Source organism: Indibacter alkaliphilus LW1, assembly GCF_000295935.2.
Classification (GTDB): Bacteria; Bacteroidota; Bacteroidia; order Cytophagales; family Cyclobacteriaceae; genus Indibacter; species Indibacter alkaliphilus.
The window spans coordinates 106,898-132,085 of record NZ_ALWO02000011.1 but is presented as its reverse complement, the minus strand read 5'-3'; the positions used below and the strand labels follow the sequence as shown (position 1 = coordinate 132,085).

Sequence of the window (25,188 nt, the reverse complement as noted above, 5' to 3'; positions counted from 1 at the left end):
TCAATAAAGCTTTGAAAGAAATTATTCAAAGAATTATAAATTGTTCAATAACCGTTCCAAACTTGCTTCGTCCTGAACCAAAACTTCCCTCGCTTTACTGCCTTCAAAGGCTCCCACAATTCCGGCGGCTTCCAGTTGGTCTACGATCCTTCCGGCTCTGTTATATCCAAGCTTTAATTTTCGTTGGATCAAAGAAGTACTCCCCTGTTGGTGCAGGACAATAAGCCGAGCCGCATCGTCAAAAAGTGGATCTCTGTCTGAAAGGTCTATATCTGTCAGACCGCCATCCCCATCTTCTCCCTCAAATTCAGGTAAAAGATAGGCGTCTGAATATCCTTTTTGTTCTCCAATCCAGTCACAGATTGCATCCACTTCCGGAGTATCCAGGAAAGCACACTGAAGACGGGTCACCTCAGATCCTGAAGAAAGTAGCATGTCTCCTTGTCCGATGAGCTGATCAGCACCTCCTGCATCAAGGATAGTTCGGCTATCTATTTTTGAGGTTACTCTGAAAGATAGCCTTGCAGGGAAGTTGGCCTTGATAATACCTGTAATTACGTTAACAGAAGGTCTTTGAGTAGCCACTACCAGGTGTATACCTATTGCTCTTGCCAATTGGGCCAGGCGGGCTATAGGTCCTTCTATCTCTTTCCCAGCTGTCATCATCAAGTCAGCCAATTCGTCAATGACCAGGACTATATAAGGCATAAACCTGTGTCCTTTGTCAGGATTCAGTTTTCTGGCTATAAACTTCGCATTGTATTCTTTCAAGTTTCTACACCCGGCATCTTTCAGCATGTCATACCTGTTGTCCATTTCTATGCAAAGGGAGTTCAGGGTGTAGATTACTTTTTTGGTATCGGTAATGATGGCCTCTTCCGATCCTGGTAGTTTGGCGAGAAAATGTCTCTCAATTTTATTAAAAAGAGTCAATTCCACTTTCTTGGGATCGACTAAAACAAACTTCAGCTGGGAGGGATGCTTCTTATAAACCAGAGAAGCCAAAATCATATTCAAACCTACTGACTTACCTTGGCCTGTGGCACCTGCCATAAGCAGGTGTGGCATTTTAGCTAAATCCACCACAAATACTTCATTGGAGATGGTTTTTCCTAAAGCAACTGGTAAGTCCTTGTCGCTTTTCATGAATTTTTCAGTTCCGATTACAGCCCTTGCCGGAACCAGCTCTCTATTCTTGTTGGGTACCTCAATACCAATTGTGCCTTTTCCAGGAATAGGGGCAATAATCCTGATTCCTAAGGCCGCCAAGCTCAAAGCAATGTCGTCTTCCAGATTTTTGATTTTTGAAATTTTAACTCCAGGATCAGGAACGATCTCGTACAAGGTTACTGTGGGGCCAATTGTGGCTTTGATTTCCTGAATACCAATCTTGAAGTTGACAAGTGTCTCTACAATCTTGTTCTTATTGTCTTCCAGCTCTTGTCTTGTCACTGTTACCTTTTGCAAATCATAAGAATTGAGAAGATCCAAACCCGGATATTTGTAATGAGGTAGGTCTAAAGTGGGATCGTAGGGGTCAAGATTTTGTACTTCTTCTGCTGTCTTCTCTTCTCCTTCTGCTTTAGTCACCGAGAATCTTTTCTCCTCAGCAGGCTCCTCTATGGTTTTTTCAGGTACAGAACTTTCAATATTCAAAGCTAATTCCTGAGAATCCGATTTAGCTTTGCCTGAGGAGTTGTCTGATTTTATTGTCCATGAACTTCCATCATCTTCTATTTCTTCTTCTTCTGTTTCATCTTCAAATGCTTCAAGGAAAGGCTCCTCCTCATCTTCACTTTCAAATGGTGATTTAGCAATTGGTTTTTCCTTAATTAAAGACTCATCTGGCTCATCTGCTTCCTCTTTGGTAGTGGTGCTGAACCACGACAATTGCTGGATATTGAAGAAGAAAACTGTAAAAATCAGCAAAGAACCGCCTATTAAGATGAAAGTGCCCCAACCTAAAAACTCTTCCGCCAGCTTGCCCAGTTCCAATCCGAAGCCTCCACTGAAATCGGAGAATGTATTGTACCCGTCCGTCATTTGGACCAGATAGCCTGTAAGTAGGCAGATCCAAAAGGTAAAGAAAAGGGCAAATACTGAATACCGGGTCAGTGAAATCAAATGTTTTTTAAAAATCAACCTAAAACCCAGAAGAAAAATAAATGGAGGTAGTAGGAATGAGGCAACACCAAACCACTTGTGAATGATAATATAGGAAAGTTTGGCTCCCGCCAGTCCAAGCCAATTTCTCGCTTCTGCAGCGGTGCTTCTGAGGTTCTCATCCATTTCAGAGGCGACTATACTTTGATCAGCTTTTCCTTCAAACAAATAACTGATGAAAGCAAAAAACATAAATAAAGAGAATGAAATCAGAATTATGCCCAAAGTAAGTGGGATTCGATTGTCCTTGAAAAAACCAAAGGAGAAGTTGCGTTTTCTTTTTTCCCTGCCTCCGTTTTTGGATTCGTTTTTTTTCCTAAAAGTATTTGCCCTGGGTTTCTCTGAAGCCATTGTTGAGTTTTATCTTTCTAATGCGTAATCAAGAATATGTGAAATATACAGAAATTATCTGTTCTGTTTTTCATAATAAGCTACAAGACCTTTCTTAATGTTTTTAACCAACGCAGGTCCTTCATAAATCATGCCCGAGTAAATCTGAATCAAACTGGCACCTGCTTCCAGTTTTTCAATAGCATCTTGAGCAGAGTATATCCCTCCAACACCGATGATCGGAAAAGCATCATTAGACTGCTTATGTAGGTAGCGGATTACTTCAGTACTTCTTTTGGCTAAAACTTTACCACTTAGTCCTCCAGCCCCTATGGATTCTATTTTTTCTTTTGAGGTTCTGAGCTGACTTCTGTCTATGGTGGTATTGGTAGCTATTACTCCATCGATTTTTGTATCAATAACTATTTCGATGATGTCGTCCAATTGTCCCACGGTAAGGTCTGGTGCTATTTTTAAGAGAATTGGTTTTGGCTTTTGATGTTCTTCATTGGCTTCCTTTACCGCTGTAAGCAACTTTTTAAGAGGTTCTTTTTCCTGTAATTCCCTCAAGTTAGGAGTATTGGGCGAGCTTACATTGACTACGAAATAATCCACGTAGGGATGAAGTGTATCCAAACAGTTGACGTAGTCATCTACTGCATTTTCATTTGGAGTAATTTTGTTTTTACCAATATTTCCTCCGATCAGAACTTTCGATTTTTTGGACTTTAGCCTTTTTACTGCTGCTTCCACACCCCCGTTATTAAAACCCATCCTATTGATCAAAGCCTCGTCTTCAGGCAATCTAAATAGCCTGGGTTTTGGGTTCCCTTCCTGGGCCTTGGGTGTAAGTGTTCCGATTTCAATAAAGCCAAAGCCCAACATAGCCATCTCATCTATTAGGTTGGCGTCTTTATCAAACCCGGCAGCCAATCCAACGGGATTTTTGAATTTTAAGCCAAAAACTACCTTTTCCAATTTTGGATTCTCAAAACCATATGTTTTACCAATGAAACTTTTTGCCAATGGAAGGTTAAAAATTCTTTTGATCCAGGCAAAGGTAAAATGATGGGCGTCTTCGGGGTTCTTCTTAAATAGAAGCGGTTTGAGGATAGTTTTGTACACGGGACTGTTTTTTGTTCAATGCAAAAATAGAACTTGCCCGCGAATACAATAAATTAAACTGATTTTTAACGGTATTAATTTACCATGTCAATACTGGAATTCCCCAAGATCTTGGCTTGGGACAGCCTCGTAAGTCCATTTGTCATATTTGTAATTTGGGGCATATAACAAAAAAGGAAGAGATGCACCCATCATAATAAAGCCTGTTGCAGAAAACTCTGGATCTCGTAATGTTTCAACATTGCTGTCAAACATGCCTGTAGAAACTGTTCTTTCAACCTCGATGACGGTCTGTCCCCCGACGAGTAATACTGCTCCTATTATTTTTGTTCCCAGATAATTTCTACGCACTTTGGACAATTCAGCAACTCTGAATCTTCTCCCATGTACCAAAACTTCTTCTTTTGAAATAACCTCTAGCTTTCCACTGGACCTGAATCCCCTATAATTGGTAAGGGTAACTCTTTTGTTCTCCGGAATGAATTTTGTTTTTCCGGATTTTTGATTGTACATCAATAATCCGGATGGTTCCGGACTTTGCGCTTGTGCTGGTTGGAAATTCAATAAAAATAACACGAAGAAAAAAACACCTAAGTATTTCATATCGAATAAGTTTTGTCAGTTAAATTTAGTTTATTTTAATCTAAAAACAAATTTAAAACTAATCTTTTTTTACAATAAAATATACAAACCTTAATTTCTTGGATGAAATTCATTCAGGACCTGTCTCAAATAGTCTCTGTCCAGGTGTGTGTAAATCTCCGTAGTTGTGATGCTTTCATGCCCCAGCATTTCCTGTACTGCTCTCAGGTCGGCTCCTCCCTCTATCATGTGTGTGGCAAAACTGTGTCTGAATGTATGGGGACTGACATTTTTTTTCAAACCGATTGCTTCTACTTGTTTTTTGATGATCAAAAAAATCATTACCCGGCTAAGTTTTTTGCCTTGGCGATTTAGGAACACAAATTCTTCATGTCCTTTTACAGGCTTTACATGTGTCCTGATTTCTTCTGTGTAATATCTGAGGTATTTCAAAGCGTCCCTGCCAACCGGTACAAGCCTTTCTTTATTCCCTTTTCCTATTACCCTAAGAAAACCTACTTCAGTATACACATTGGATATTTTCAGATCAGTCAATTCTGATACCCTTAAGCCAGAAGAGTATAGGATTTCAAGAATTGCCCTGTTTCGGTGTCCTTCCGGTTCGCCCAAGGGTATGCTTTCTAGAATTTGTGTAATTTCATGATAGCTTAGAGTATCAGGAAGCTTTCTTCCCAGTTTCGGTGCTTCCAACAATTGAGCAGGATCCTCAGAAATCAGATCTTCATACATCAGGAACCTGTAAAATGCCTTTATACCAGAGATAATTCTTGCCTGTGTATATTCCGATATTTTAAGATTGGAAAGGTCGTTGACAAAGCTTCGCAGATGTTCCAGCTTTACTTCTGTAGGGCTCACCTTTGGAAAGCTTCCTTCCATGTATCGGCTGAGTTTTTCCAAGTCTTGCATATACGCCAATATGGAATTTTTGCTCAAGGATCTTTCGATCTTCAAGTAATGTTGAAATTGGCTTACTAGTTGTTCCCAAGACTTTAGCACCTTTTTTTAATCTTTATAAGGACTTCGGAAATTTCCTTTGAGTGGATTGATCTTATACATCAAACACATAATGATCAAATAAATACTGCAAAAGATAATAAAGAAGAGAGCGGTCTTTCCCAAGTTGGGGTTATGGTCAAGCCAAAAATGTTGTAGCAAAGCAACAGCAATGCCTGAGACGACTACCTGAATCAAAAGTATCCTAAACGTAATTTGCTTGGGTTTATCCATTTTCTCAATGAATGAAAAGTGATTTCTCTTCAATATTGACAATAATTCATGAAAATAAAAAAAATGCACTTGTTATAGTTTTGGGCAATCTGGCAAATAACTGATACTTTTGAGGCCTCAAACCACTAAATAATAACCGCTTTGAAAATTATCATTATCAATGGTCCAAACCTCAACCTTTTAGGCAAGAGGGAACCTGAAATTTATGGAAGTACCTCTTTTGAAGATTACTTCTCATTTCTCAATGAAAAATTTCCTTCTGTAGATTTACAATATTTCCAATCTAATGTAGAGGGTGAAATCATCAACAAAATCCATGAAACAGGTTTTGAATTCGATGCGATTATCCTCAATGCAGGGGGCTATACCCATACTTCTGTAGCAATTTCAGATGCAATTGCAGGAGTAAAGACCCCCGTATTGGAAGTACATATCTCAAATATTTACAAGCGTGAGGAGTTCAGGCACAAAAGTATCATTAGCAAAGCCTGTATAGGTATGATTTCTGGCCTTGGTCTTAAAGGTTATGAATTAGCGGTTTCTTATTTTCTAAATCCTAAAATATGATGTTGACATTTGCAGCGGGACCTTCCAAGGTTTATGATAAACTTCCCCGGTATATGCAGGATGCGTACGAAGCGGGAATACTTAGTGCCAACCACCGTTCAGCGGTATTTATGAACCTCTACCAGGAAACGGAGACCCTTTTTAAGGAAAAACTGCATTTGCCTGACGATTATAAGCTGCTTTTCACCTCCTCAGCTACAGAGAATTGGGAGATAATTACCCAATCTGTAGTTCGATCAGCTGGATTTCATATTTTCTCAGGTTCATTTGGAAAGAAATGGTTCGATTATGCCAAGCACATTGAAGCCGGGACTTATGCACATAAAATTGATCCGGACGAAACTATTGATGTGTCCAGTCTGCATATAGGAGAAGAGTTCGATCTAATTGCCATTACGCAAAACGAAACTTCCAATGCCACACAGGTCAGGATGAAAACGATCGCAGAGATCGCAAATAAATATCCTGAAAAAATAATTGCGGTGGATACTACATCTTCTATGGGGGGGATTGAAATGGACTTTAGCTTAGCTGATATTTGGTACGCTTCTGTTCAAAAGTGTTTTGGACTTCCTGCCGGTCTGGGTGTGCTTGTGGTATCGCCCCGGGCGATTCAAAAAGCAGAAGCAAAAGGAGAGAAAGGTAGGTACAACAGTCTCAACTTCATGTTGGAAAATGCCAAACAATATCAGACCCATTATACGCCAAATGTATTTGGAATTTATTTGTTAAAAAGGGTGCTTCAGGATTTGGAAGAAATTCAGCATGTGGAAGAGAGGCTGGTAAAGAGAATGCGAAAATTGGAAGATGCAATTGCCAATACATCCAAATTCAGGATGCTAATACAAAATATTGAAGCGAGAAGTACAACTGTGCTGGCTGTGGAAGGAAGGGAAGAATTTATATCCCAAATCAAAAAGGCAGCAGAAAAAGAAGGTATGCAATTGGGTGGGGGATATGGCCCCTTAAAGCCAACCAGCTTTAGAATAGCGAATTTTCCTGCCATTACAGATGCTGAAATGAACAAATTAATTCAATTCCTCAAACAGTATTGAGATGTTCGATTTGAAGGAAATTTTCTCTGTCACATTGATTTTATTTTCAGTGATAGACATCTTGGGGTCCATTCCCATCATCATCAACCTCCGAAAAAAGGTGGGTCATATTCAATCCGGGAAAGCGACTTTTGCAGCTGGCTTGTTGATGATTTTATTCTTGATTGTAGGGAAATCAATCCTTGGTCTGTTTGGAATTGGAGTGGAGGACTTTGCTATTGCAGGTGCTTTGATCATTTTTGCCCTGGGGGCTGAAATGATACTGGGAATTGAATTATTCAAGCCGGATCCAGAAGCATCTACCACGAGTGCCTCTATAGTGCCTATTGCTTTTCCTTTGATAGCAGGTGCGGGCACATTGACGACCATTCTTACCCTAAAATCTGAATATACCCAAATGAATATCGGTGTGGGAATTGTGATCAATTTAGGGATAGTTTACTTGGTGCTGAAAAGTACCACCTGGCTGGAACAGAAGCTTGGTAAAACGGGGCTGGATGTCTTGAGGAGAATATTCGGGATCATTCTTTTATCGATTGCTATAAAAATATTTAAAACTGCTTTGAGTACAGGCGAATCAATTCTTTGATGAATATAATAATTTATACAGACGGAGCGGCAAAAGGGAATCCTGGACCTGGAGGATATGGAGCAGTTCTGAAATTCAATCAACATAGAAAGGAGCTTTCAGAAGGATTTAGGCTTACTACCAATAACAGAATGGAGCTGTTGGCTGTAATCAAGGCTTTGGAAGAGATAAAAATAGATGGCATTCCAGTTGTGATCTATTCTGACAGTAAATATGTAGTGGATGCTGTAGAAAAAGGCTGGCTTTGGGGTTGGCAGAAAAAGGGATTTAAAGACAAAAAAAATCCCGATTTGTGGAGAAGGTATATTCCACTTCATTTGAAATACAAGCCTAAGTTTGTCTGGGTAAAAGGGCATGCTGGAAACATAGAAAATGAGCGATGTGACCAATTGGCAGTAGCAGCAGCTGAGCAGCCCCGGCTTCCTGCGGATACAGGATACGAATCCAGCAATACCTGATATTTTTTCAAAATATGGCCAGCAAACCTTTTAGATTCAAACAGTTTGATATTCATCAGGATAAATGTGCTATGAAAGTTGGTACTGATGGAGTATTATTAGGTGCTCTGGCAGGGGAAAGAGCCAGTTTTGGTAAGGTATTAGAAATTGGATTGGGAACAGGTGTCGTTTCTTTGATGCTGGCTCAAAGGTTTGAGCAAGCGGAAATTGATGGAGTAGAGATTGATCAGGAAACTTGGCAGCAAGCAGTTGAAAATGCAAAAATCTCACCTTGGGCAGACAGGATCAATTTTTGGTTTGGGGATTTTAAAGGTTTTACGTCTGACAGAAATGAAAAGTATGACTTGATCGTCAGTAACCCACCTTATTTTTCAAATCACCTCAAATCTCCAAACCTAAAAAGAAACCTTGCGATTCACAATGACAGCCTGCCTTTCGAGGATTTGATTAAAGGGGTTTGTACTATCTTGGCCAATCATGGGGAGTTTTGGCTAATTCTTCCGGAATACGAAATGAAAATATTTGAAGCCTTGGCCGAAAAATCCCAATTTTTCAATTGTAAAACCATAATTATTAAAAATAAAAATAAAGGAAGGTTGTTTAGAAATGTTTCGTGTTTTACAAAGAATAAAAAAGAATACTCTGAAATAGAAGTATATATAAAAGATGAGAATGGTGAATATTCTGAATGGTATAGGAATATACTGATTCCCTTCCTGATCATTTTTTAAAATTCTTTGATTTTTTTAATATCCGTATGGCTTAAAATTTTTTAAAATTGATTATTCACTTAATTTTAAAAACTTTCTAAATGAAGAGTTAAATGATTAATACAGTGTACAGGCCTTTAATTTGGTCGTTTTTAGCGATTTTGATTTTTTCTTGCGAAGACCCTATTGACTTAAACCCCTCTATCGTTACAGAGGATGCCTTATTGGTAAGCGGGGAAAGGATGAGATTATCCGGAAGGGTTATTACAACACAGAGTATTAATGCCTCAGACCACGGTTTTTATATTTCGGATAATGAAGGCTTTTCTCAACCAACTATAATATCCTTGGGAGCTCGAGAGAACCCCGGAAGGTTTATTGGTGAAACGGCAGGTCTTTCCATTGAAAGACCATATTTTGTCAAAGCATTTGCTGAGTTACCAGAAGGAATTCTTTTTGGTAATGTGTTAAACATTGAAACCCTTAGTCCGAATGTGTTTAAATTCAGTCCTTCCGATGGGGCTGAAGGAACAATAGTTACCATTACAGGAGTGAACTTAACGCAGGATGTACGGGTGTTTTTCGGGGATAATGAGGCCGAGGTGATAGATATAGATTTTGAGTCTGTCTTAAGGGTGAGGGTTCCTCCAATTGGCAATGAAAGCTCTGTTCCTGTAAGAGTGATCATCCAAGAAAAAGAGCTCCGGATACAAGGAAATTATGAATACAGTACCGGAATTTATACTAAGCTTTTTGAATTTCCTGGAACGGTCCGTTTTATAGAAGGTATCAGTCTTCAGGAAGGGAATACGTTCTATTCTGGGATGGGCACTGATCAAAGTTCGGCTTTAAATAATTCATTCTGGAAATATAATCTTGGAGACCCTGAATGGGTTCGAATAGACCCACCAACAAGAGTTCTGAGAAGAGCATTTTCCTCCAATACCTATTATGGAGGAGGATCAGCCTCATTTTTTCCTTTTTTAACAGTGCGTGATTTTGTAAAATTGGAAAACGGCAACTTCGAGGTTTTACCGGATCTTCCTTTTAATTTTATCAATGGAAAAGGATTTGAGCTTTCCGGGAAATTGTATTTAGCAGGAGGGGATGAAAGTACGGATGTTTATGAATATGATCCTGAAAGTGGAGATTGGTCAATAGTAGGAAGTGTTCCTTATAGGATTCTAAATAATAATTTTTCATTCACTTACCAAAACAGGCAATACTTTATTAATCCTGAAACGCGAGATTTGATCATGTTCAACCCTGACAATTACTCTTGGACCACCGTAGGTAGTTACCCAGGAGAGTTGGGGAACAACGGGAATGGCTTTGCTGTGAATTTAGGAAACAAAGTATTCCTTGGATTGGGCAACAGGTCCAGTCAGGTGTGGGAGTTGGACATGAACACGCTAAATTGGCTGAGGAAGAACGATTTTTCTGGATCTAGTCTTGCTCGAATAGTTGGTTCTTACGTAGTAGATGAGGAAATTTACTTTTTGAGAAGCCCTGAGAGTCAGGTAGGAGGTTCAGTTGAATTCTGGAGGTTTGATCCATTTGCATTTTAATGAAAAAGATATGAGAAAAATTTTACCCCTTATTCTTTTGTTTCAATTCCTTTTGTTAGGGGTTGCAGAAGCACAGGAAAAAAGAACTGTGGTAGGTAGAGATATCGGCGAATTAAAAAACCTCCGGATTACAGGTAGATTGATAGATGAGATCACCGGTGATGCTTTGGTTGGTGCTACGGTTACAGTTAGAGAGCTGAATAAAACCGAGGTAACGAATACCAACGGGTCATTTACGCTGATTTTAGACAGGGCCGAATATATTCTTGAATTCAGGTATGTAGGATATGAAACAATTATATATCCTATAGTGGCAGTAGGTGAAGGTCGGATAAATCTGACGATGATACAGGAGGATTTTACCTTGGACGATGTAGTCATATTTGGCAGGGATCCGGAGAAAAATATCAGAAGTACCGAAATGGGGGCAATTTCTATCAGTATGAATACGCTGAAAGAACTCCCTCCTTTTTTGGGAGAAGTGGATATTATCAGGTCAGTAGCGACTCTGCCAGGTGTGAGTCAGGTGGGTGAGGCTTCATCCGGACTGAATGTTCGGGGTGGGGGCGCAGATCAAAACCTGATTACTTTTGCAGGTGCTCCGGTTTATAACCCGACTCACTTATTTGGTTTGTTTACAGCTTTCAATCCTGACGTGGTCAATGATTTTACACTTTACAAAGCTCAGATACCTGCTAGGTTTGGGGGAAGGGGCTCTTCTATTCTCGATATTGCTCCCAAATCGGGAAGTTTGACAAATTGGGGCGGGGATATGATGGTAGGAACAGTTTCAGGTAAAGCCTCGATTAACGGACCGGTGGTCAAAGATGTGGTTTCCGCGCAATTAAGCTTTAGGGGATCATACATTAATTGGCTTTTAAATTCCCTTAATAACCCAGACTTAAGAACTAGCCAGGCAAATTTCAACGATATCAATGGAATTCTTTACGGCGAGATCAATGAAAATCATAATCTTACCTACAGTTTTTACAGGAGTTATGATGATTTCGCATTGGCTTCGGATACTACAATTTCCTGGACCAATCAGAGTCAGTCTTTAAGGTATTTAGGTCAATTTGGCGAAAAGGCTTCAGTAGATATTATTGGATTTCATACCTTATATGACTTTTCAATTTTCAACCAATCGGGGATCAATAATTTTGATCTTACTTCAGGGATTATTGATACAGGAGGCAGGCTTAGTTTCACTTATCAATTGGGTGAAAACAATAGAATCAACGTCGGTGCTGACACAAAGAGAATCACCATTCAGCCCGGTGAACTTACTCCTTCAGGAAACGGTGAGTCGGGTATTCTTCCCCAAAAAGTCCAGAACGAATATGGGATGGAGTCCGGTTTTTTCTTCCAACATGATTTGGAGTTTGGCGAAAAGTTAGGTTTTTCTTATGGTATTAGGTATGATACCTACTCTTATTTTGGTCCCAGAACAGTAAGGCAATATGCGGAGAACCTCCCTCTCAATCAAGGGAATGTGATTGGAGAGCGTGCTTACGCCGATGGGGAGACAATTCAAACGTATGATGGCTGGGGTCCCAGGACTTCCATAAGGTATTCTATTGATAGTAAGACATCTATCAAAGCAGGGTACAATAAAATGTACCAATTCATTCATTTGATTTCCAATACGGCAACTATCGCCCCAACGGACGTATGGAAGCTTAGTGATCAGTTTTTGAGACCGCAGATAGTGGACCAATATTCTTTAGGTATTTATAAAAACTTTAAAGGGAATATTTTCGAAACATCTATTGAGGTGTATTATAAGGATATTCAGAATGTAGTTGAATACAAAGACGGCGCAAGATTACTGATGCAGAATCATTTGGAAACTGAAATAATCCCTGGTCAAGGCCAGGCATATGGTTTGGAATTATACGTGAAGAAAAATTTGGGAAGAGCTACCGGTTGGGCATCTTACACTTATTCCAGAGCATTGAGAAGGGTGATTACGCCTTTTGAAGAAGAGATCATTAATGATGGGAATTGGTTTCCTGCCAATTTCGATAAGCCACATGATCTGACTTTGATAGGTAATTATAAATTAAGCTCCTTTACCTCACTTTCAGCCACTTTCTCGTACAGTACCGGAAGACCGGTGACATTCCCTGAAGCTAAGTTTGATTTTGCAGGCAATTCACTTGCGTTTTTCAGAAACAGGAATTTGGAGAGAATACCTGACTTTCACCGATTGGACTTGTCTTTGAACTTTCAATTCCAAGGGGAAGGTAAGTTTTACGACGGCGAATGGACATTTGCTGTTATGAATGCTTATGGAAGGAAAAATCCATTCTCAATATTCTTTGCAGATCAGCCGGGATCACCTCCCCAGGCATTTCGCTTGGCAATCCTTGGAGTCCCGCTTCCAACCTTAAGTTATTCGCTTAAATTTTAATTAAAATGCTTAGAAAATTATTTTATATACTATTACTGATTCCATTTTCTTGCATTGATCCTTACAATGTGAACCTTGAGGAAGGAGAACAGTTGCTTACCATTGAAGGGTTCATCACAACAGATCCCGGTCCCCATCAGATCAAATTGACCAGAACAGATACTTACGGGTCTGTTTTTGAAGGATTGATCAGACCGGTGAGACAGGCACAGGTAAATGTAAGAGATAGCGAGGGCTTGGTTACTTTTCTTACCGAAATTGAACCTGGTATTTATGAAACACCCGAGGGTTTTACTGCCAAATTGGGGCTGTCCTATACTTTACAGATCAGGTTGCAGGACGGAAGAGAATACGCTTCTTTTCCGGAAAGAGTAAATCAGGTAGCACCTATTGATAATGTCTCCATCCGGTCGGTTGAATTAGCAACTGAAAGCAGGCTAGAGACAAGAGTAGGGGTTCAGTTGATCGCTGAATTTAAAGATCCAGGTGACCAAACAAACTTTTATTATTGGAGAACAGCACCAGGGTCATTTGTTTTAGTTGCCAATCCAGAACTTTACACCAACCCACCCACTCATCCCACTGATCCTAGAGGGCCTGCTCCAAAACAATGCTGTGCTATATGTTACCTAGTAGAGTCGAATAGAATTCAAAGCTTCACTTTGGCTTCAGACGAAGACTTTAATGGTCTTGAGACTAGAAGGCCTGTTGCTTTTATAGAGGATAATGGATTGCGATTTAAGGATACTTACCGTGCTGAACTCAAACAGCTGGGAATATCCCAAAATGCTCATAGATACTTGAGATTGGTTGATCAGCAGCTCAGTATTACCGGAAGTGTTTTTGATCAGCCACCTGCCAATATCCGTGGAAACATTATCAGTTTAGATGATCCAGATGAGACCGTTTTGGGATATTTCATTGCTGCGGATGTTGCCTCCCAAGTCATATATATACAGCCCAGTGACCTGGAGTTTCGTGCTACCCCTAGAATTATTCCTGATGATTGCTTGACTGTTCCTGGAGCGTCCTTGGAACCACCGTCAAATTGGAGCTTTGATTGATTTCAATCCAGCAATTCTTCCGTCTCTTTAAAAATAATCCCCTGGTTTTTCAATTCAGAAAGCAGGGGATTATAAATTTCGGGAGAAATAGGTAGTGCCAAACCTCTTTGCTTGATCTTTCCATCCAAAAATAATTCAACTGCCAAAGCAAGTGGCAACCCGACAGTTTTGGCCATAGCAGTACGTTCTTGGTCTTCTCCGATACAGATCAAGCTGGAGGTAATTCTTTTGGTATTGGACCCAACTTTGACCTCAAATTGATGCTGCATGACAATCATATCTTTGTCCTCGGATTTGAGGGCCCATTTTTCTTCAAGAATCATTTGTAAAATAGATGCTGGACTTCCTTTGAGTTTTGGCAATACATCATTGGCTAATAAACCTATCCATTTTATTTTTGACAGAATCTCCTCATTCACCCATGGAAGCAATTCCATGATCTTGGTTTCTACGGTTTTTTCTGGATGATATGGCAGAAATGAATTAACAAACATTCTTTTGGTAAAACCTTCCGGTAAATTCATTTCAAAAGAATCATCTGTCATTCCCAACTGTACGAATACATCCCAGCTCTGGCAAAAGCCTGCCCTTCTGAGGGTACCTCTCAATATCGTCGGAATATGCTCTAGCCCATACACCTCTCGGTAGCTGAGAGAATCTCTATTGGGATAGCCTTCAAATTCTCCAATAGCTTCAAATTTGATGGGTTCCAGCCGTCTGAAAAGCATGTGGTAAGGGATGTATTTATACTTGCCGTTTCTTATAAACCTGGACACTCCCTGTCCCGCCAAAACCACATTCCTAGGATTCCATGTGAATTTGTACTTCCAAGGATTGTCTTCACTTTCAGGCGCCAAAACACCTCCTGTGAAGGATTTGAAGGAAATGATTTCATTTCCACGTTTTTTCTCCCGGTCTATGATCTGCATGGCAGACATGTGGTCTATACCAGGATCCAAGCCACACTCGTTTAAAAAGAGAAGCCCTTTTTCTTCAATGTCATTTCTGAGTTTTCTTAATTCGTCAGATTCATAAGATGCAGAAAAAAAATGCTTTCCCAGCTTGAGGCAATCCTTGGCTATCAAAGGATGTAAAAATGCAGGTAACATGGAGATCACCACATCAGCATCTTTGATTAGCTTTTCTCTTTGATTTTTTTCATCAACTGAAAAACCAATGCCTGTGGTTTGGGGGAGGTTTTTGGTTTGTTTTTCAGCCAATTCCGTGGATAAGTCTGCTACTGTAATTTTCCTGGGCTTTGCTTTGGCCGAATTCGCTAAATATTCTATCAAAAATTTTGAGGATTTGCCTGCTCCTAGAATTAATATTTTTTGCATCTCTTTTTAGTGGGTTTATTGTGTACGAAATTGGTGAAAATGCATAAAGCTTAAAAGAAACGGATAAAAAAAAAGGAAGAATAACATAAACCGGATTTTTTTTGTTAATTCAAAAGCTTTTTAATTTTTGAAAATGAAAAAGAAAATAGAAATAACTGTATCTCTGGAAGTCATTCAAAAAAGCGAATGGTCGAAAGAAGATAGGTCTCTGATAGAAAGGGCTATCCATGCTGTAGAACACGCCCACGCCCCTTACTCCAACTTTATGGTGGGTACCGCTTTACTCTTGGACAATGGGCAAATATTTTCAGCAAACAATCAGGAAAATGTTTCCTTTCCGGTGGGAATATGTGCAGAAAGGGCAGTCTTGAGCTATGCAATGGGGAATTTCCCCAACAATAGACCGGTAAAACTGGCTGTTGTTGCCAAACGAAGATCAGACTCTACATGGGCAACAGTAACTCCTTGTGGGCTTTGCCGACAAACCATAAATGAGTATGAAGTCAAGTTTGGTCATCCTATAGAAATTTTGATGCTCAATCCTGGTGAGGAGATATTAAAAGCAAGTGGAATAGATCAATTATTGCCTTTTAGATTTAATGACTTGAACAGTTGATGAAAGTATCCATTAAATATCAACATACAGCGCAATATCACATAAGCCATGTTATTCACCGAGGTGAAGAAGAAATAGTAATAGCTCTACATGGTTATGGACAGTTGGCAGAGTTTTTTCTGAAAAAACTTCATCCCATATTTTCGGACAAAAGATTGATACTGGTGCCTGAGGCAACAAACTATTCTTATCTGGAAGGGTTTTCTGGTAGAGTAGGTGCTAACTGGATGACCAAACACGAACGCGAAGCAGCCATCGAAAACAATAATCAGTATCTGAATACCCTCTTGGATAATATTTTGATAAAGTATTCAAAAACTCCAAGGATTAAAGTTTTGGGCTTTTCACAGGGAGCAGCAACCGCTTCTCGTTGGGTAAGTCAAATACCCGTCAAGCTCGATACGCTCATCTTGTGGGGTGGGGGTTTTGCGCATGATATCAAAATAGAAAGTGCAGGAGATGCTCTTAGAGAAACCAAAATATTTGTGGTATTGGGAAGGCAAGATGAATTTGTAACTGTTGAGTCTATAAAGAAACAAGAAGAGCTGATTGAAAAAATGAAATTAAATGTAGAAAAACACTACTATGATGGAGGACATGACTTAAATTTGTCAGTATTGACAGGTTTACTTGACATTTGATTTAATAGTTAATAAACGATTCTTAAAATTTGATATTTATTTCCAGTTAATTAATTTTCTTAAAATTTTAGCTTTTCAAAAATGCTTACCCTATCTGAAAAAGAAGTTGAAAACATAGCGGCTTTGCTGCTGAAGGGGATGATTTGTTTTTATCAAATAGATAACAAAAAAATTCATCATATGCCTGATGACGAGGACTACTTTAATTATGATTTGACCCCGGAGGAAGAGGACGTTCTAGATGAAATTGATGAAAACCCTGACAATTATGCTGAATTCACTAAGATGGAAGCAAATCAAGAACATCAAGTAATGGAGATATTCACTGACAGGGAAGTGAAAGAACGGAGCTTCCAAGATGAGCTTTTTAATGCGCTCAGTAAGCCAAAAGCTGCTACAGGCTTTAAATTTCTCATTGATAATTCTGGCAAATACAATGAAAAATGGAAGGCTTACAGATTGAGTAAGTACAAAGACTGGGTCAAAGAACAGATTGACAGTTTCAATTATGCTGAAGAATAAAATTTAACCGCACTTTTGGTGCGGTCTTTTTATTCTGTTTTAATCCATTTCCAGAGAGTTCTGTAATTTACTTTGGAACCGTGAACAAGGATTCCGATTCTATATATTTTTCCTGCTACCCAAGTACTGAATAAAAAACCAAGAATCAGAAGAGACATGGAAAGCGCCAAATCGAATAGGGGAATGCCATAACTGGCTCTGCCCATCATAGCTATGGGTGAAGTGAAGGGAACTATGGACAGCCAAAATGATACATTACTGTTGGGATCATTGAGTACAAAAACAAATAAGCCCATGTAGGCTATCAACAGGGGGATGGTAATCGGTAACATAAACTGCTGTGCTTCCGATGGGGCATCTACAGCAGCACCAATTGCAGCAAAGAATGCACCGTAGAGTAAATAACCTCCTAGAAAATAGAAGACGAAAGTAAGTGCTAGTTTTATAAAATCAATGCCTTGTAAGACTTCCAAAATCCCCAAAATATCGGGATTAGTAGAGTTCATTGCTGAAATCATTTCAGGGCTGGAAAGTTCCATAGCCTGTTGATGAGGCATCTGCATTCCGAAATACCCTACGACCACGAACGATACAGCCGAGATCAAAACTATCCATATCAAAAACTGAGTCAGACCTACAGCTCCGATTCCTATGATTTTACCCATCATCAGTTGAAATGGTTTTAGCGATGAAACGAGGATTTCTACAATTCTGCTTGATTTTTCCTCTATGACCCCATGCATGATTTGATTGCCATAGACGAAAATGAAAATGTATATCAAAATCCCTGTAAGGAAACCTATTGCATAATTGACAGTGGCATCAGTAACCTTTTCCTGACCACTGTTATCCAAGGTGATAGCCTGAATATTAACAGGTGTTCTGTATGCAGAAATGACTTCAGGGTCTATTCCGGACTCGAATAACCTTTGTTCTTCAATTCTTCTTTTAAGGCTGGATTCAAGGTAGGAGACAAAGCTCATGCTAGGGTTTTTGTCTCCATAAAAAACAATTCCTTTGGGACTGGTCAGATCAATTTCGGGAATATACAAAAACCCGTATCTCTCACCGGACTTGACAAGTTCTTTTCCTTCCTCTATTTCATTGTTGGAATATGAAAAAGCATATTGATCAGAACTTTCTATGAAAAACATGTTGTTTTCGTCTACCACTTCAATAATTCTCAAAGCGGAGCTTTCAGATTCATCAAGGGCAATCCAAAGAAAAATACCCATGATTGCAGGAAATATCAAAGGTGTGAGTAAAGTGGCCAAAAGGAAGGATTTCTTTTGAACTCGGGATAGATACTCCCTTTTGATGACAAGCCAGACTTTACCCATTCGTATTTGCTTTTACTTGTTGGATGAATATTTCTTCTATGCTTGGAAGTGTTTCTGAAAAACCAACGACTTCCCCATACTGCATAAGGTTTTCCAGACAGGCGTTGGTAGTAGATCCATTTAGTTTGAGGTTAAATTCGAGAAGATTTCCATTCTCCGTAAAATTCAATTCCTCGGGTAGCCTACAGCCATTTGAGATCAATTTCACTTTGTATTGATTTGGTCGGAAAGTTTGTTTGATCTCGACTAATTTACCATCCAAAATTTTCTTTGATTTATTGATCATAGCAACATGATCACAAAGTAATTCAACAGACTCCATTCTATGAGTGGACAGCATAATGGTAATCCCCTTTTCTTTTAATTCGAGAATTTCATTCTTGATAATTTCTGCATTCATAGGGTCAAATCCTGAAAAAGGTTCGTCCAAGATTAAAAGCTCGGGTTCGTGGATGATGGTGGAGATGAATTGGACCTTTTGGGCCATTCCTTTGGATAGATCATCGATTCTTTTGTCTTTCCAGGTGGAAATATCAAGCTTATCCAACCAGAACCTGACCTTTTCGACAGCTTTTGTACCACTCAGCCCCTTGAGTCTTGCAAAATAGATCAATTGATCCCAAACCTTCATTTTTTTGTAAAGGCCTCGCTCTTCAGGTAGGTATCCGATATACGAAATGTGCTTAGGATTTAGCCTTTCCCCTTTAAACTCCACAGTGCCAGAGTCTGCTTCAATGATTTGGTTGATGATTCTTATCAGGGTTGTTTTTCCGGCGCCATTTGGGCCAAGTAATCCGTAAATAACCCCTTTTGGAATGTTCAGGTCAACATGGCTGAGGGCTTTATTTTTGCCGTAAACTTTACTAAGATTTTTGATTTCCAGAAGTTCCAATTGACTGTAATTTGTCTAAAAATAGTAAAAATTAGCTTGATTACTTGATTGTCACTGACCCTACAGAAACATCAATTACAAAAGTCATTAGATTTTCAGCATCCTCCTTGTAAGATTTGCTTACATAAGTCTTATTGCCAATATCTTTAAGGGATTTTGAAACATTGGTTCGACACATGGCAGTAGACTTCAATTTGATGATAAAAGGTTGACTTTCGTCTGGAAGTTTTAAGTCAATTTTTCCTGCCCCCACAGTTGCTATAATATTGCATGCTTCAGGCATTTTATCTGAAAATGAAAGATTGAGAGCTCCATAATTAGCTTCAAAAATCATTTCTTTTGCATTAGTGAAATTGAGATGGCTAGCGTCCAGGTTTCCCATATTAATTTTCACCAATAAGGTATCCATTTTTACTGAGTTGGCCATTTTTTTACTGTAATTCAGCGCAACATCTGCGCTTGTAGAATTGACCTTACAATTTGAGATGGGTAAGTGGGAAAAATCAAAGTTGGCTTTGCCTATTCCAAAGTTGAAATTGAGGTCATAGAGGAAGTTTGAATTTAAGCCTACATTCCACTTGTGGTCAAAATCATCATTTGAATTAGAAAATAATTTGTAAGAAAGGCTCTTTCCAAGGTTTTCTGATTCTACGTTTCTGTGTGTTAAGTGTGTAGTCAGTACACCATTGGCAGTCTGATGATGAAATGATGGGAGTATATTTACTTTAGAAAGGTCACATTGAATAAGGATCGGATTTTCAGCCTGACTTCTTTGAATCTCGGAAATACCCTTATAAACATTGAAGTCTAGGTGGACTAAGTTGAATCCATTTCTCTCCTCGACCTTAAATTCTTTGATAATCTGGGAATTGCTTTCAAGCCTAAAGCCAAATACTAGGCAAATTATCAAGCATAATTTATTCAACATACGCATAAATTACGGCACATGGCACAAAAGGTTCCTAAAGGTATAAAAAAAGCCGGATTTTTATCCGGCTTGCTATTTTAGAAGAATTCTTTCATTTTATCAAAGAAACTTTTCTCTGAGTTTCCAGGATCCGGTTTGAAATTTTCGGAGTCTTTCAATTTTTCAAGAATTGCCCTTTCATCCTTGCTAAGCTGCTTTGGAGTCCAGACATTAACATGTATCAATTGATCTCCTCTGTGATAACCATTGATATCTTTAATACCTTTTCCTTTCAATCTTAGGATTTTTCCGCTCTGGGTTCCTGGTTCAAGTTTGATTTTTACTTTTCCGTCTATTGTAGGAACTTCAATAGAAGATCCGAGTACAGCATCGATAAAGCTAACATAAAGATCGAATACAACATTGTTGCCATCTCTTTGGAGTATGTCGTCTTCAATTTCTTCGATCACAATCAGAAGATCCCCAGGTATACCCCCTGCAGTTTCGTTTCCTTTTCCTGACATGCTGAGTTGCATTCCGTCAGCTACCCCGCCAGGTATATTGATTGCAATTACTTCTTCCTTCAAGACCAGACCTCTAGGATCTGCTTCTGCCGGCTTTTTGTCTACGATCTGCCCGTTACCTCCACATGCTGGACATGTACTTGCAGAGACCATCTGGCCAAGCATAGTGTTTACCACCTTTTTTACTTGCCCTGTTCCTTGACAAGTTGAGCAGTTTTTGAAAGTTACACCTTCGGCAAGTACTTGCCTTTTGACTTTGATTTTCTTTTCAACCCCGTTAGCGATTTCTTTTAGGTTCAGCTTTAGTTTGACTCTGAGGTTTGTGCCTTTTTTAGTTCTTCGGCCTCCTCTACCTCCTCCAAAAAAGGATTCGAATCCACTTCCTCCAAAAATGTCTCCGAACTGAGAGAAGATATCATCCATATTCATGCCGCCACCGCCGTAGCCGCCATTCCCCCCTAATCCTTGATGACCATATTGGTCATAGCGTTGCCTTTTTTCCTGATTGCTCAGTACTTCGTAGGCTTCAGCTGCCTCTTTGAACTTTTCTTCAGCTTCGGGATTGCCCGGGTTTTTGTCAGGGTGGTATTTAATAGCAAGTTTCCTGTAGGCTTTTTTGATTTCCTCAGGGCTTGCGCTTTTTGTTACTCCAAGTATTTCGTAATAGTCTCTCTTTGCCATGATTTTTTATTATGCTCCTGTCACCACTTTTGCGTACCGTACCACCTTATCACCTAAGGTGTATCCTTTCTCGACAACATCTATGACTTTTCCCTTCATTTCATCATTTGGAGCAGGGATCTGAGTGATGGCTTCTTGGGTTTCTGCATCGAAAGGTTTTCCAATCAGGTCATCCATTACTTTGACACCTTTAGTCTCTAAGGTTTTGACCAGTTTCTGAAATACCAGCTGATTACCTTCTCGGACTTTTACTGCATCATCAAGACCTTCGCTGGCTTTAAAAGCCCTTTCAAAATCATCCACAATTGGTAATATATCTTTGATCAAATCTTCTGAGGCTGTTTTGATAAGGTCTAGTTTTTCCTTAGCCGTCCTTCTTCTATAGTTGTCAAACTCGGAATAGAGTCTTAGGTATTTATCTTTTAATTCCTGCACTTCGAATTGTAGTTTTTCCTCTTGTGACAATTCAGGGCTCTCTGAGGAAGAAGGCTCTTGGTTATTTTCGGTATTTTCTTTTGGATCAGTGTTCTGATCTTGATTTACTTCGTTTGAAGTTTCTTGTTCCTCATTGATTATTTCTTTTTCCTGCATTTTGCTTCAATTTTTAACTCTACACTTATAAACAATTAATTTGCCATATAGGAATAACTGACAAACTGACATTTACCCATCTATTATTGCCTGCCAAAGCATATCTTTTAATCTGTCCAAATTGAATTGGCTCACTGAAGAGATAAATAGAGAAGGAAGCTCATCTGGGACATCTTCCATCATTTGTGTCATAAGTTCATCATCCAACATATCTGCCTTGGTAATCGCTAATAATCTTTTTTTATCCAGTAGTTCCGGGTTGTATTTCCCCAGCTCACCGAGCAGTATTTTATACTGAGCTGATATACTTTCAGTATCAGCTGGAATCATAAATAACAAAATAGAATTCCTTTCAATATGCCTTAAAAATCTCAATCCAAGTCCTTTTCCTTCTGCAGCTCCTTCTATAATGCCTGGAATATCGGCCATTACGAAAGACCTATCATTCCTGTAAGGTATGACCCCCAAATTAGGAACCAATGTGGTAAAAGGATAATCTCCTATTTCGGGCTTTGCAGCAGAAATGGAGGATAGTAAAGTTGACTTACCGGCATTTGGAAAGCCTACCAGTCCAACATCTGCCAATAACTTTAACTCAAGGACTATCCATTCCTCTATCCCAGGCTCACCGGGTTGGGCATAATGGGGAGCTTGGTTGGTTGCTGTTTTGAAATGGTCATTTCCCAAGCCTCCTCTTCCCCCTGGGGTTAGGATTACTTCTTGCCCATTTTCTGTAATTTCGAATCTTGGCTCCATGGTTTCCGCATCTTTGGCAACAGTACCTAGAGGTACTTCCAAAATAATATCTTCACCATCTCTGCCTTTTCTTCTCCCTCCTTCACCTCCTTTGCCATCTTCGGCAATGACATGTTTCTTGTATTTTAAATGTAATAGTGTCCAATGTTGGGCATTTCCTCTAAGGATGATATTTCCACCTCTGCCACCATCTCCTCCATCAGGGCCGCCTTTGGGGACATGCTTTTCTCTGCGGAAATGCACAGAACCTGCCCCTCCCGCTCCTGACCTAGAGCAGAATTTAACATAATCTATAAAGTTTGAGTCTGCCACTGCTTATATTTTTAGCAATAAAAATGGCTAAGCTATAGAGCTTAGCCAATTATAATTTTGACAAAGGTAGTATTTTTTGAGGATTAGTACTTGTCTATGACTTTGGATATATCTTCGAAAATACCATCAATAGTTCCAATGCCATTTATTTTTTCCAATTTGCCCTGTGACTCATAGTAAGCTGCCACGGGTAGGGTTTCTTCAAGGTAAACATTGATACGCGTCTGAATTTTACTTTCGTCCTGATCATCGGTCCTTCCTGAAGTTTTGCCTCTTTCCCTGATTCTTTCTTTGAGCACCTCCTCAGATACCTCAAGAGCAATCATACCCGAAATGCTCATGTTATTTTGGGCCATCAGGGTATCTAATGCCTGTGCCTGCGCAACGGTTCTGGGAAATCCATCAAAGATAAATCCGTTTGTACCTGTTGTGTTTTTTATCTTATCACCAACCATTCCAATAACAACTTCATCGGGTACAAGCCTACCTTCATCCATGTATTTCCTGGCCAATAGGCCAAGTTCTGTACCTTCACCGAGGTGCTTTCTGAATAAATCACCTGTAGAAAGATGGGTGAGTTTATATTTAGCTATGATTTTTTCACTTTGGGTACCTTTCCCTGCTCCTGGAGGGCCAAATAAAACGATGTTCAGCATTTTATATGAGTTTGATTTTAGTCTGTATTCAATTGGTAAATTTCTGGAAGGTTTCTTCCGAATCCATCATAATCAAGTCCGTATCCTACCACAAATTTATTTGGTATTTCGAACCCAATATAATCCATTTTAATATCTACGGTCAGCGCCTCAGGTTTGTGAAGTAAGGTAGCGATAGATATAGATTTTGGATTTTGTTCATTAATTAACTCCAACAGGTAGCTCATGCTAAGACCTGTGTCTACAATATCTTCCACGATGATGACATCTCTCTCAATAATTTCTGTTTGTAGCCCTAATAGCTGATTGATTTTCCCAGTGGACTTCTCACCTTTATAGGAAGATATTTTCAGAAATGTTATTTCAGTAGGGATGTCTATGTTTTTGACAAGATCAGATAAAAACATAAAAGCACCATTGAGTACTCCAATAATAACAGGGTTTTTGTTTTCAAAATCCTTGGATATTTGAGTTCCTAATTCATTGATTCTCTGGTCTAAAGACTTTCTGTCAAGAAAAGGAATAAATGTTTTATCTTTAATTTCAATCATCGCCAAATAAAAAAGCTCCTTCAAGGAGCTTTACAAATATATAAAAAAAGGAATCTGCCACCGAGTTATTTCTGCTAATACTTATAGACGGGGCATCAAATACCTATACATTTCTACCATAGAATCTAAATCTTTCAGTGATACTTTCTCTCGTGGACTATGTACATTATCTTCTGGAGCACCGATAAAACACCAATCAATAAAGTATGGAGAAAATTGGACTTCTCTTCCATCACTACTGCCAGCAGACTCAATTTCCAATTGATGAGGTATTGAGCTTTCTTCCGCAAGTTTTAAGATTTTCTCCAAAAATTTTCTTCTTGGAATGTGTTTGTCTCTAATGGATATGACGACTCCATCATGGTGGTGTACTCCCCCGGTAACCCAAGTGATATCTGAGATCAGGGCAAACCCTATAGGAGAAGTTTTTTGAATGAAATTGATCAATGCAGGGATACTGCCTCCACCATGTTCTTCATAGGTAGAGAAAACGACCCACCCATCCTCTAAAGTTTCACAGAGTTTGAGTGCATTGTACACGCCAAGTCTGTTGTCTAAATATGCTGCTTGGATAAAATCATTAGAAATTTGAATATTTTGCTCAAAAGAAAGCCGGGTGCCTGGAAGTATTTTCCTTTGAAAATCGTGGAAAATATTTCCCTCTTCCTCAAATATTTTACACCTAATAGGACCAAGCTCATCTTTTCCTACCAAGTATGTTCCGTTTTCTACCTCAGGCCCTCCAATTGGTACAAGTTGATTTTCATATCTACTCATAAACCCAATAGTGTCTATATGTGCAAATACAGCCCCTTTTGGTTTTCCAAATTTAAGTAGCAGACAATCATGTAGTTGTGTCCCTGAATAAATATCAGGTATAACTTTCCAGGACTTCATTCGTTCTGAAACCAAGTTTAACAGATAATTTGTCATGGATGACTCATCGCCTGAAGTGCTCTGGATATTCAAAATATCCTCCAAAATGTCCAT

At 39.2% G+C, this 25,188-nt stretch carries 25 protein-coding genes; 11 read left to right on the top strand and 14 right to left on the bottom strand.

Annotation, left to right across the window (positions count from 1 at the left end; all coding sequences use genetic code 11):
• Nucleotides 1-33: 33 nt before the first annotated feature.
• The 4 genes from A33Q_RS01955 to xerD form a co-directional block, all read right to left on the bottom strand.
• Nucleotides 34-2,514 (bottom strand): FtsK/SpoIIIE family DNA translocase, encoded by a 2,481-nt coding sequence (locus A33Q_RS01955; RefSeq protein WP_009034163.1) that lies wholly within the window; start codon nucleotides 2,512-2,514, stop codon nucleotides 34-36.
• A gap of 54 nt (nucleotides 2,515-2,568) precedes the next feature.
• Nucleotides 2,569-3,618: a quinone-dependent dihydroorotate dehydrogenase gene (locus A33Q_RS01950; protein ID WP_009034162.1), complete on the bottom strand. Its 1,050-nt coding sequence runs from the start codon at nucleotides 3,616-3,618 to the stop codon at nucleotides 2,569-2,571.
• Between the two features lie 87 nt (nucleotides 3,619-3,705).
• Entirely contained in the window at nucleotides 3,706-4,221 is a 516-nt protein-coding gene (locus A33Q_RS01945; protein WP_009034161.1) for a hypothetical protein, read from the bottom strand.
• A gap of 90 nt (nucleotides 4,222-4,311) precedes the next feature.
• Nucleotides 4,312-5,217, bottom strand: a complete 906-nt coding sequence (gene xerD, locus A33Q_RS01940; protein ID WP_040489664.1) for a site-specific tyrosine recombinase XerD — start codon at nucleotides 5,215-5,217, stop codon at nucleotides 4,312-4,314.
• Nucleotides 5,218-5,589: 372 nt separating this feature from the next.
• Here xerD and aroQ point away from each other — a divergent pair, with 372 nt between their 5' ends.
• The 8 genes from aroQ to A33Q_RS01895 all read left to right on the top strand — a co-directional run bounded on the left by aroQ (nucleotide 5,590) and on the right by A33Q_RS01895 (nucleotide 13,872).
• On the top strand, nucleotides 5,590-6,015 hold the full coding sequence (gene aroQ / locus A33Q_RS01930) for a type II 3-dehydroquinate dehydratase (protein ID WP_009034158.1): 426 nt from the start codon (nucleotides 5,590-5,592) through the stop codon (nucleotides 6,013-6,015).
• A complete protein-coding gene (locus tag A33Q_RS01925) occupies nucleotides 6,015-7,070 on the top strand; it encodes an aminotransferase class V-fold PLP-dependent enzyme (RefSeq protein ID WP_009034157.1) in 1,056 nt (351 codons plus the stop codon). The genes aroQ and A33Q_RS01925 overlap by 1 nt, the downstream gene beginning before the upstream one ends.
• A 1-nt stretch (nucleotide 7,071) precedes the next feature.
• Complete coding sequence (locus A33Q_RS01920) at nucleotides 7,072-7,659, top strand: MarC family protein (protein WP_009034156.1); 588 nt, start codon at nucleotides 7,072-7,074, stop codon at nucleotides 7,657-7,659.
• Complete coding sequence (gene rnhA / locus A33Q_RS01915; protein ID WP_009034155.1) at nucleotides 7,659-8,117, top strand: ribonuclease HI; 459 nt, start codon at nucleotides 7,659-7,661, stop codon at nucleotides 8,115-8,117. The genes A33Q_RS01920 and rnhA overlap by 1 nt, the downstream gene beginning before the upstream one ends.
• Nucleotides 8,118-8,131: 14 nt before the next feature.
• Nucleotides 8,132-8,848, top strand: coding sequence for a tRNA1(Val) (adenine(37)-N6)-methyltransferase (locus tag A33Q_RS01910; protein WP_009034154.1), 717 nt, complete (start codon nucleotides 8,132-8,134; stop codon nucleotides 8,846-8,848).
• 92 nt (nucleotides 8,849-8,940) lie between these two features.
• Nucleotides 8,941-10,395 (top strand): IPT/TIG domain-containing protein, encoded by a 1,455-nt coding sequence (locus A33Q_RS01905; RefSeq protein WP_009034153.1) that lies wholly within the window; start codon nucleotides 8,941-8,943, stop codon nucleotides 10,393-10,395.
• Between the two features lie 10 nt (nucleotides 10,396-10,405).
• Nucleotides 10,406-12,808: a TonB-dependent receptor gene (locus tag A33Q_RS01900; RefSeq protein WP_016254508.1), complete on the top strand. Its 2,403-nt coding sequence runs from the start codon at nucleotides 10,406-10,408 to the stop codon at nucleotides 12,806-12,808.
• Nucleotides 12,809-12,813: 5 nt separating this feature from the next.
• Nucleotides 12,814-13,872: a DUF4249 domain-containing protein gene (locus A33Q_RS01895; RefSeq protein WP_009034151.1), complete on the top strand. Its 1,059-nt coding sequence runs from the start codon at nucleotides 12,814-12,816 to the stop codon at nucleotides 13,870-13,872.
• A gap of 2 nt (nucleotides 13,873-13,874) precedes the next feature.
• On the opposite strand, the gene A33Q_RS01890 is transcribed toward A33Q_RS01895, so the two are convergent.
• Nucleotides 13,875-15,209, bottom strand: coding sequence for a saccharopine dehydrogenase C-terminal domain-containing protein (locus A33Q_RS01890; RefSeq protein WP_009034150.1), 1,335 nt, complete (start codon nucleotides 15,207-15,209; stop codon nucleotides 13,875-13,877).
• A gap of 133 nt (nucleotides 15,210-15,342) precedes the next feature.
• Between A33Q_RS01890 and A33Q_RS01885 the strand changes: the two genes are divergently transcribed.
• The 3 genes from A33Q_RS01885 (at nucleotide 15,343) to A33Q_RS01875 (ending at nucleotide 16,988) form a co-directional block, all read left to right on the top strand.
• Complete coding sequence (locus A33Q_RS01885; protein WP_009034149.1) at nucleotides 15,343-15,825, top strand: cytidine deaminase; 483 nt, start codon at nucleotides 15,343-15,345, stop codon at nucleotides 15,823-15,825.
• Entirely contained in the window at nucleotides 15,825-16,466 is a 642-nt protein-coding gene (locus A33Q_RS01880; RefSeq protein ID WP_009034148.1) for an alpha/beta hydrolase, read from the top strand. Before A33Q_RS01885 ends, A33Q_RS01880 begins: the two co-directional genes overlap by 1 nt.
• Nucleotides 16,467-16,547: 81 nt before the next feature.
• On the top strand, nucleotides 16,548-16,988 hold the full coding sequence (locus A33Q_RS01875; RefSeq protein ID WP_009034147.1) for a UPF0158 family protein: 441 nt from the start codon (nucleotides 16,548-16,550) through the stop codon (nucleotides 16,986-16,988).
• A gap of 29 nt (nucleotides 16,989-17,017) precedes the next feature.
• Here the strand turns inward: A33Q_RS01875 and A33Q_RS01870 are convergent, their stop codons facing one another.
• The 9 genes from A33Q_RS01870 to A33Q_RS01830 all read right to left on the bottom strand — a co-directional run bounded on the left by A33Q_RS01870 (nucleotide 17,018) and on the right by A33Q_RS01830 (nucleotide 25,188).
• Nucleotides 17,018-18,328 carry an ABC transporter permease gene (locus A33Q_RS01870; RefSeq protein WP_009034146.1) on the bottom strand — a complete coding sequence of 437 codons (1,311 nt, stop codon included), beginning with the start codon at nucleotides 18,326-18,328 and terminating at the stop codon, nucleotides 17,018-17,020.
• On the bottom strand, nucleotides 18,321-19,220 hold the full coding sequence (locus tag A33Q_RS01865) for an ABC transporter ATP-binding protein (RefSeq protein ID WP_009034145.1): 900 nt from the start codon (nucleotides 19,218-19,220) through the stop codon (nucleotides 18,321-18,323). The genes A33Q_RS01870 and A33Q_RS01865 overlap by 8 nt, the downstream gene beginning before the upstream one ends.
• A gap of 40 nt (nucleotides 19,221-19,260) precedes the next feature.
• Nucleotides 19,261-20,148 (bottom strand): hypothetical protein, encoded by an 888-nt coding sequence (locus A33Q_RS01860; RefSeq protein ID WP_009034144.1) that lies wholly within the window; start codon nucleotides 20,146-20,148, stop codon nucleotides 19,261-19,263.
• A gap of 77 nt (nucleotides 20,149-20,225) precedes the next feature.
• Nucleotides 20,226-21,332 carry a molecular chaperone DnaJ gene (dnaJ, locus tag A33Q_RS01855; RefSeq protein ID WP_009034143.1) on the bottom strand — a complete coding sequence of 369 codons (1,107 nt, stop codon included), beginning with the start codon at nucleotides 21,330-21,332 and terminating at the stop codon, nucleotides 20,226-20,228.
• A 9-nt stretch (nucleotides 21,333-21,341) separates the two neighbouring features.
• Nucleotides 21,342-21,923, bottom strand: coding sequence for a nucleotide exchange factor GrpE (locus A33Q_RS01850; protein WP_009034142.1), 582 nt, complete (start codon nucleotides 21,921-21,923; stop codon nucleotides 21,342-21,344).
• A gap of 72 nt (nucleotides 21,924-21,995) precedes the next feature.
• Entirely contained in the window at nucleotides 21,996-22,991 is a 996-nt protein-coding gene (gene obgE, locus A33Q_RS01845) for a GTPase ObgE (RefSeq protein ID WP_009034141.1), read from the bottom strand.
• Nucleotides 22,992-23,074: 83 nt separating this feature from the next.
• Nucleotides 23,075-23,647, bottom strand: coding sequence for an adenylate kinase (locus tag A33Q_RS01840; protein ID WP_009034140.1), 573 nt, complete (start codon nucleotides 23,645-23,647; stop codon nucleotides 23,075-23,077).
• 17 nt (nucleotides 23,648-23,664) lie between these two features.
• Nucleotides 23,665-24,198 carry a hypoxanthine phosphoribosyltransferase gene (gene hpt, locus A33Q_RS01835; protein WP_040489706.1) on the bottom strand — a complete coding sequence of 178 codons (534 nt, stop codon included), beginning with the start codon at nucleotides 24,196-24,198 and terminating at the stop codon, nucleotides 23,665-23,667.
• Between the two features lie 81 nt (nucleotides 24,199-24,279).
• The gene (locus A33Q_RS01830) at nucleotides 24,280-25,188 is read right to left on the bottom strand and encodes an aminopeptidase (RefSeq protein WP_040489704.1); all 909 of its coding nucleotides are present in this window, start codon (nucleotides 25,186-25,188) and stop codon (nucleotides 24,280-24,282) included.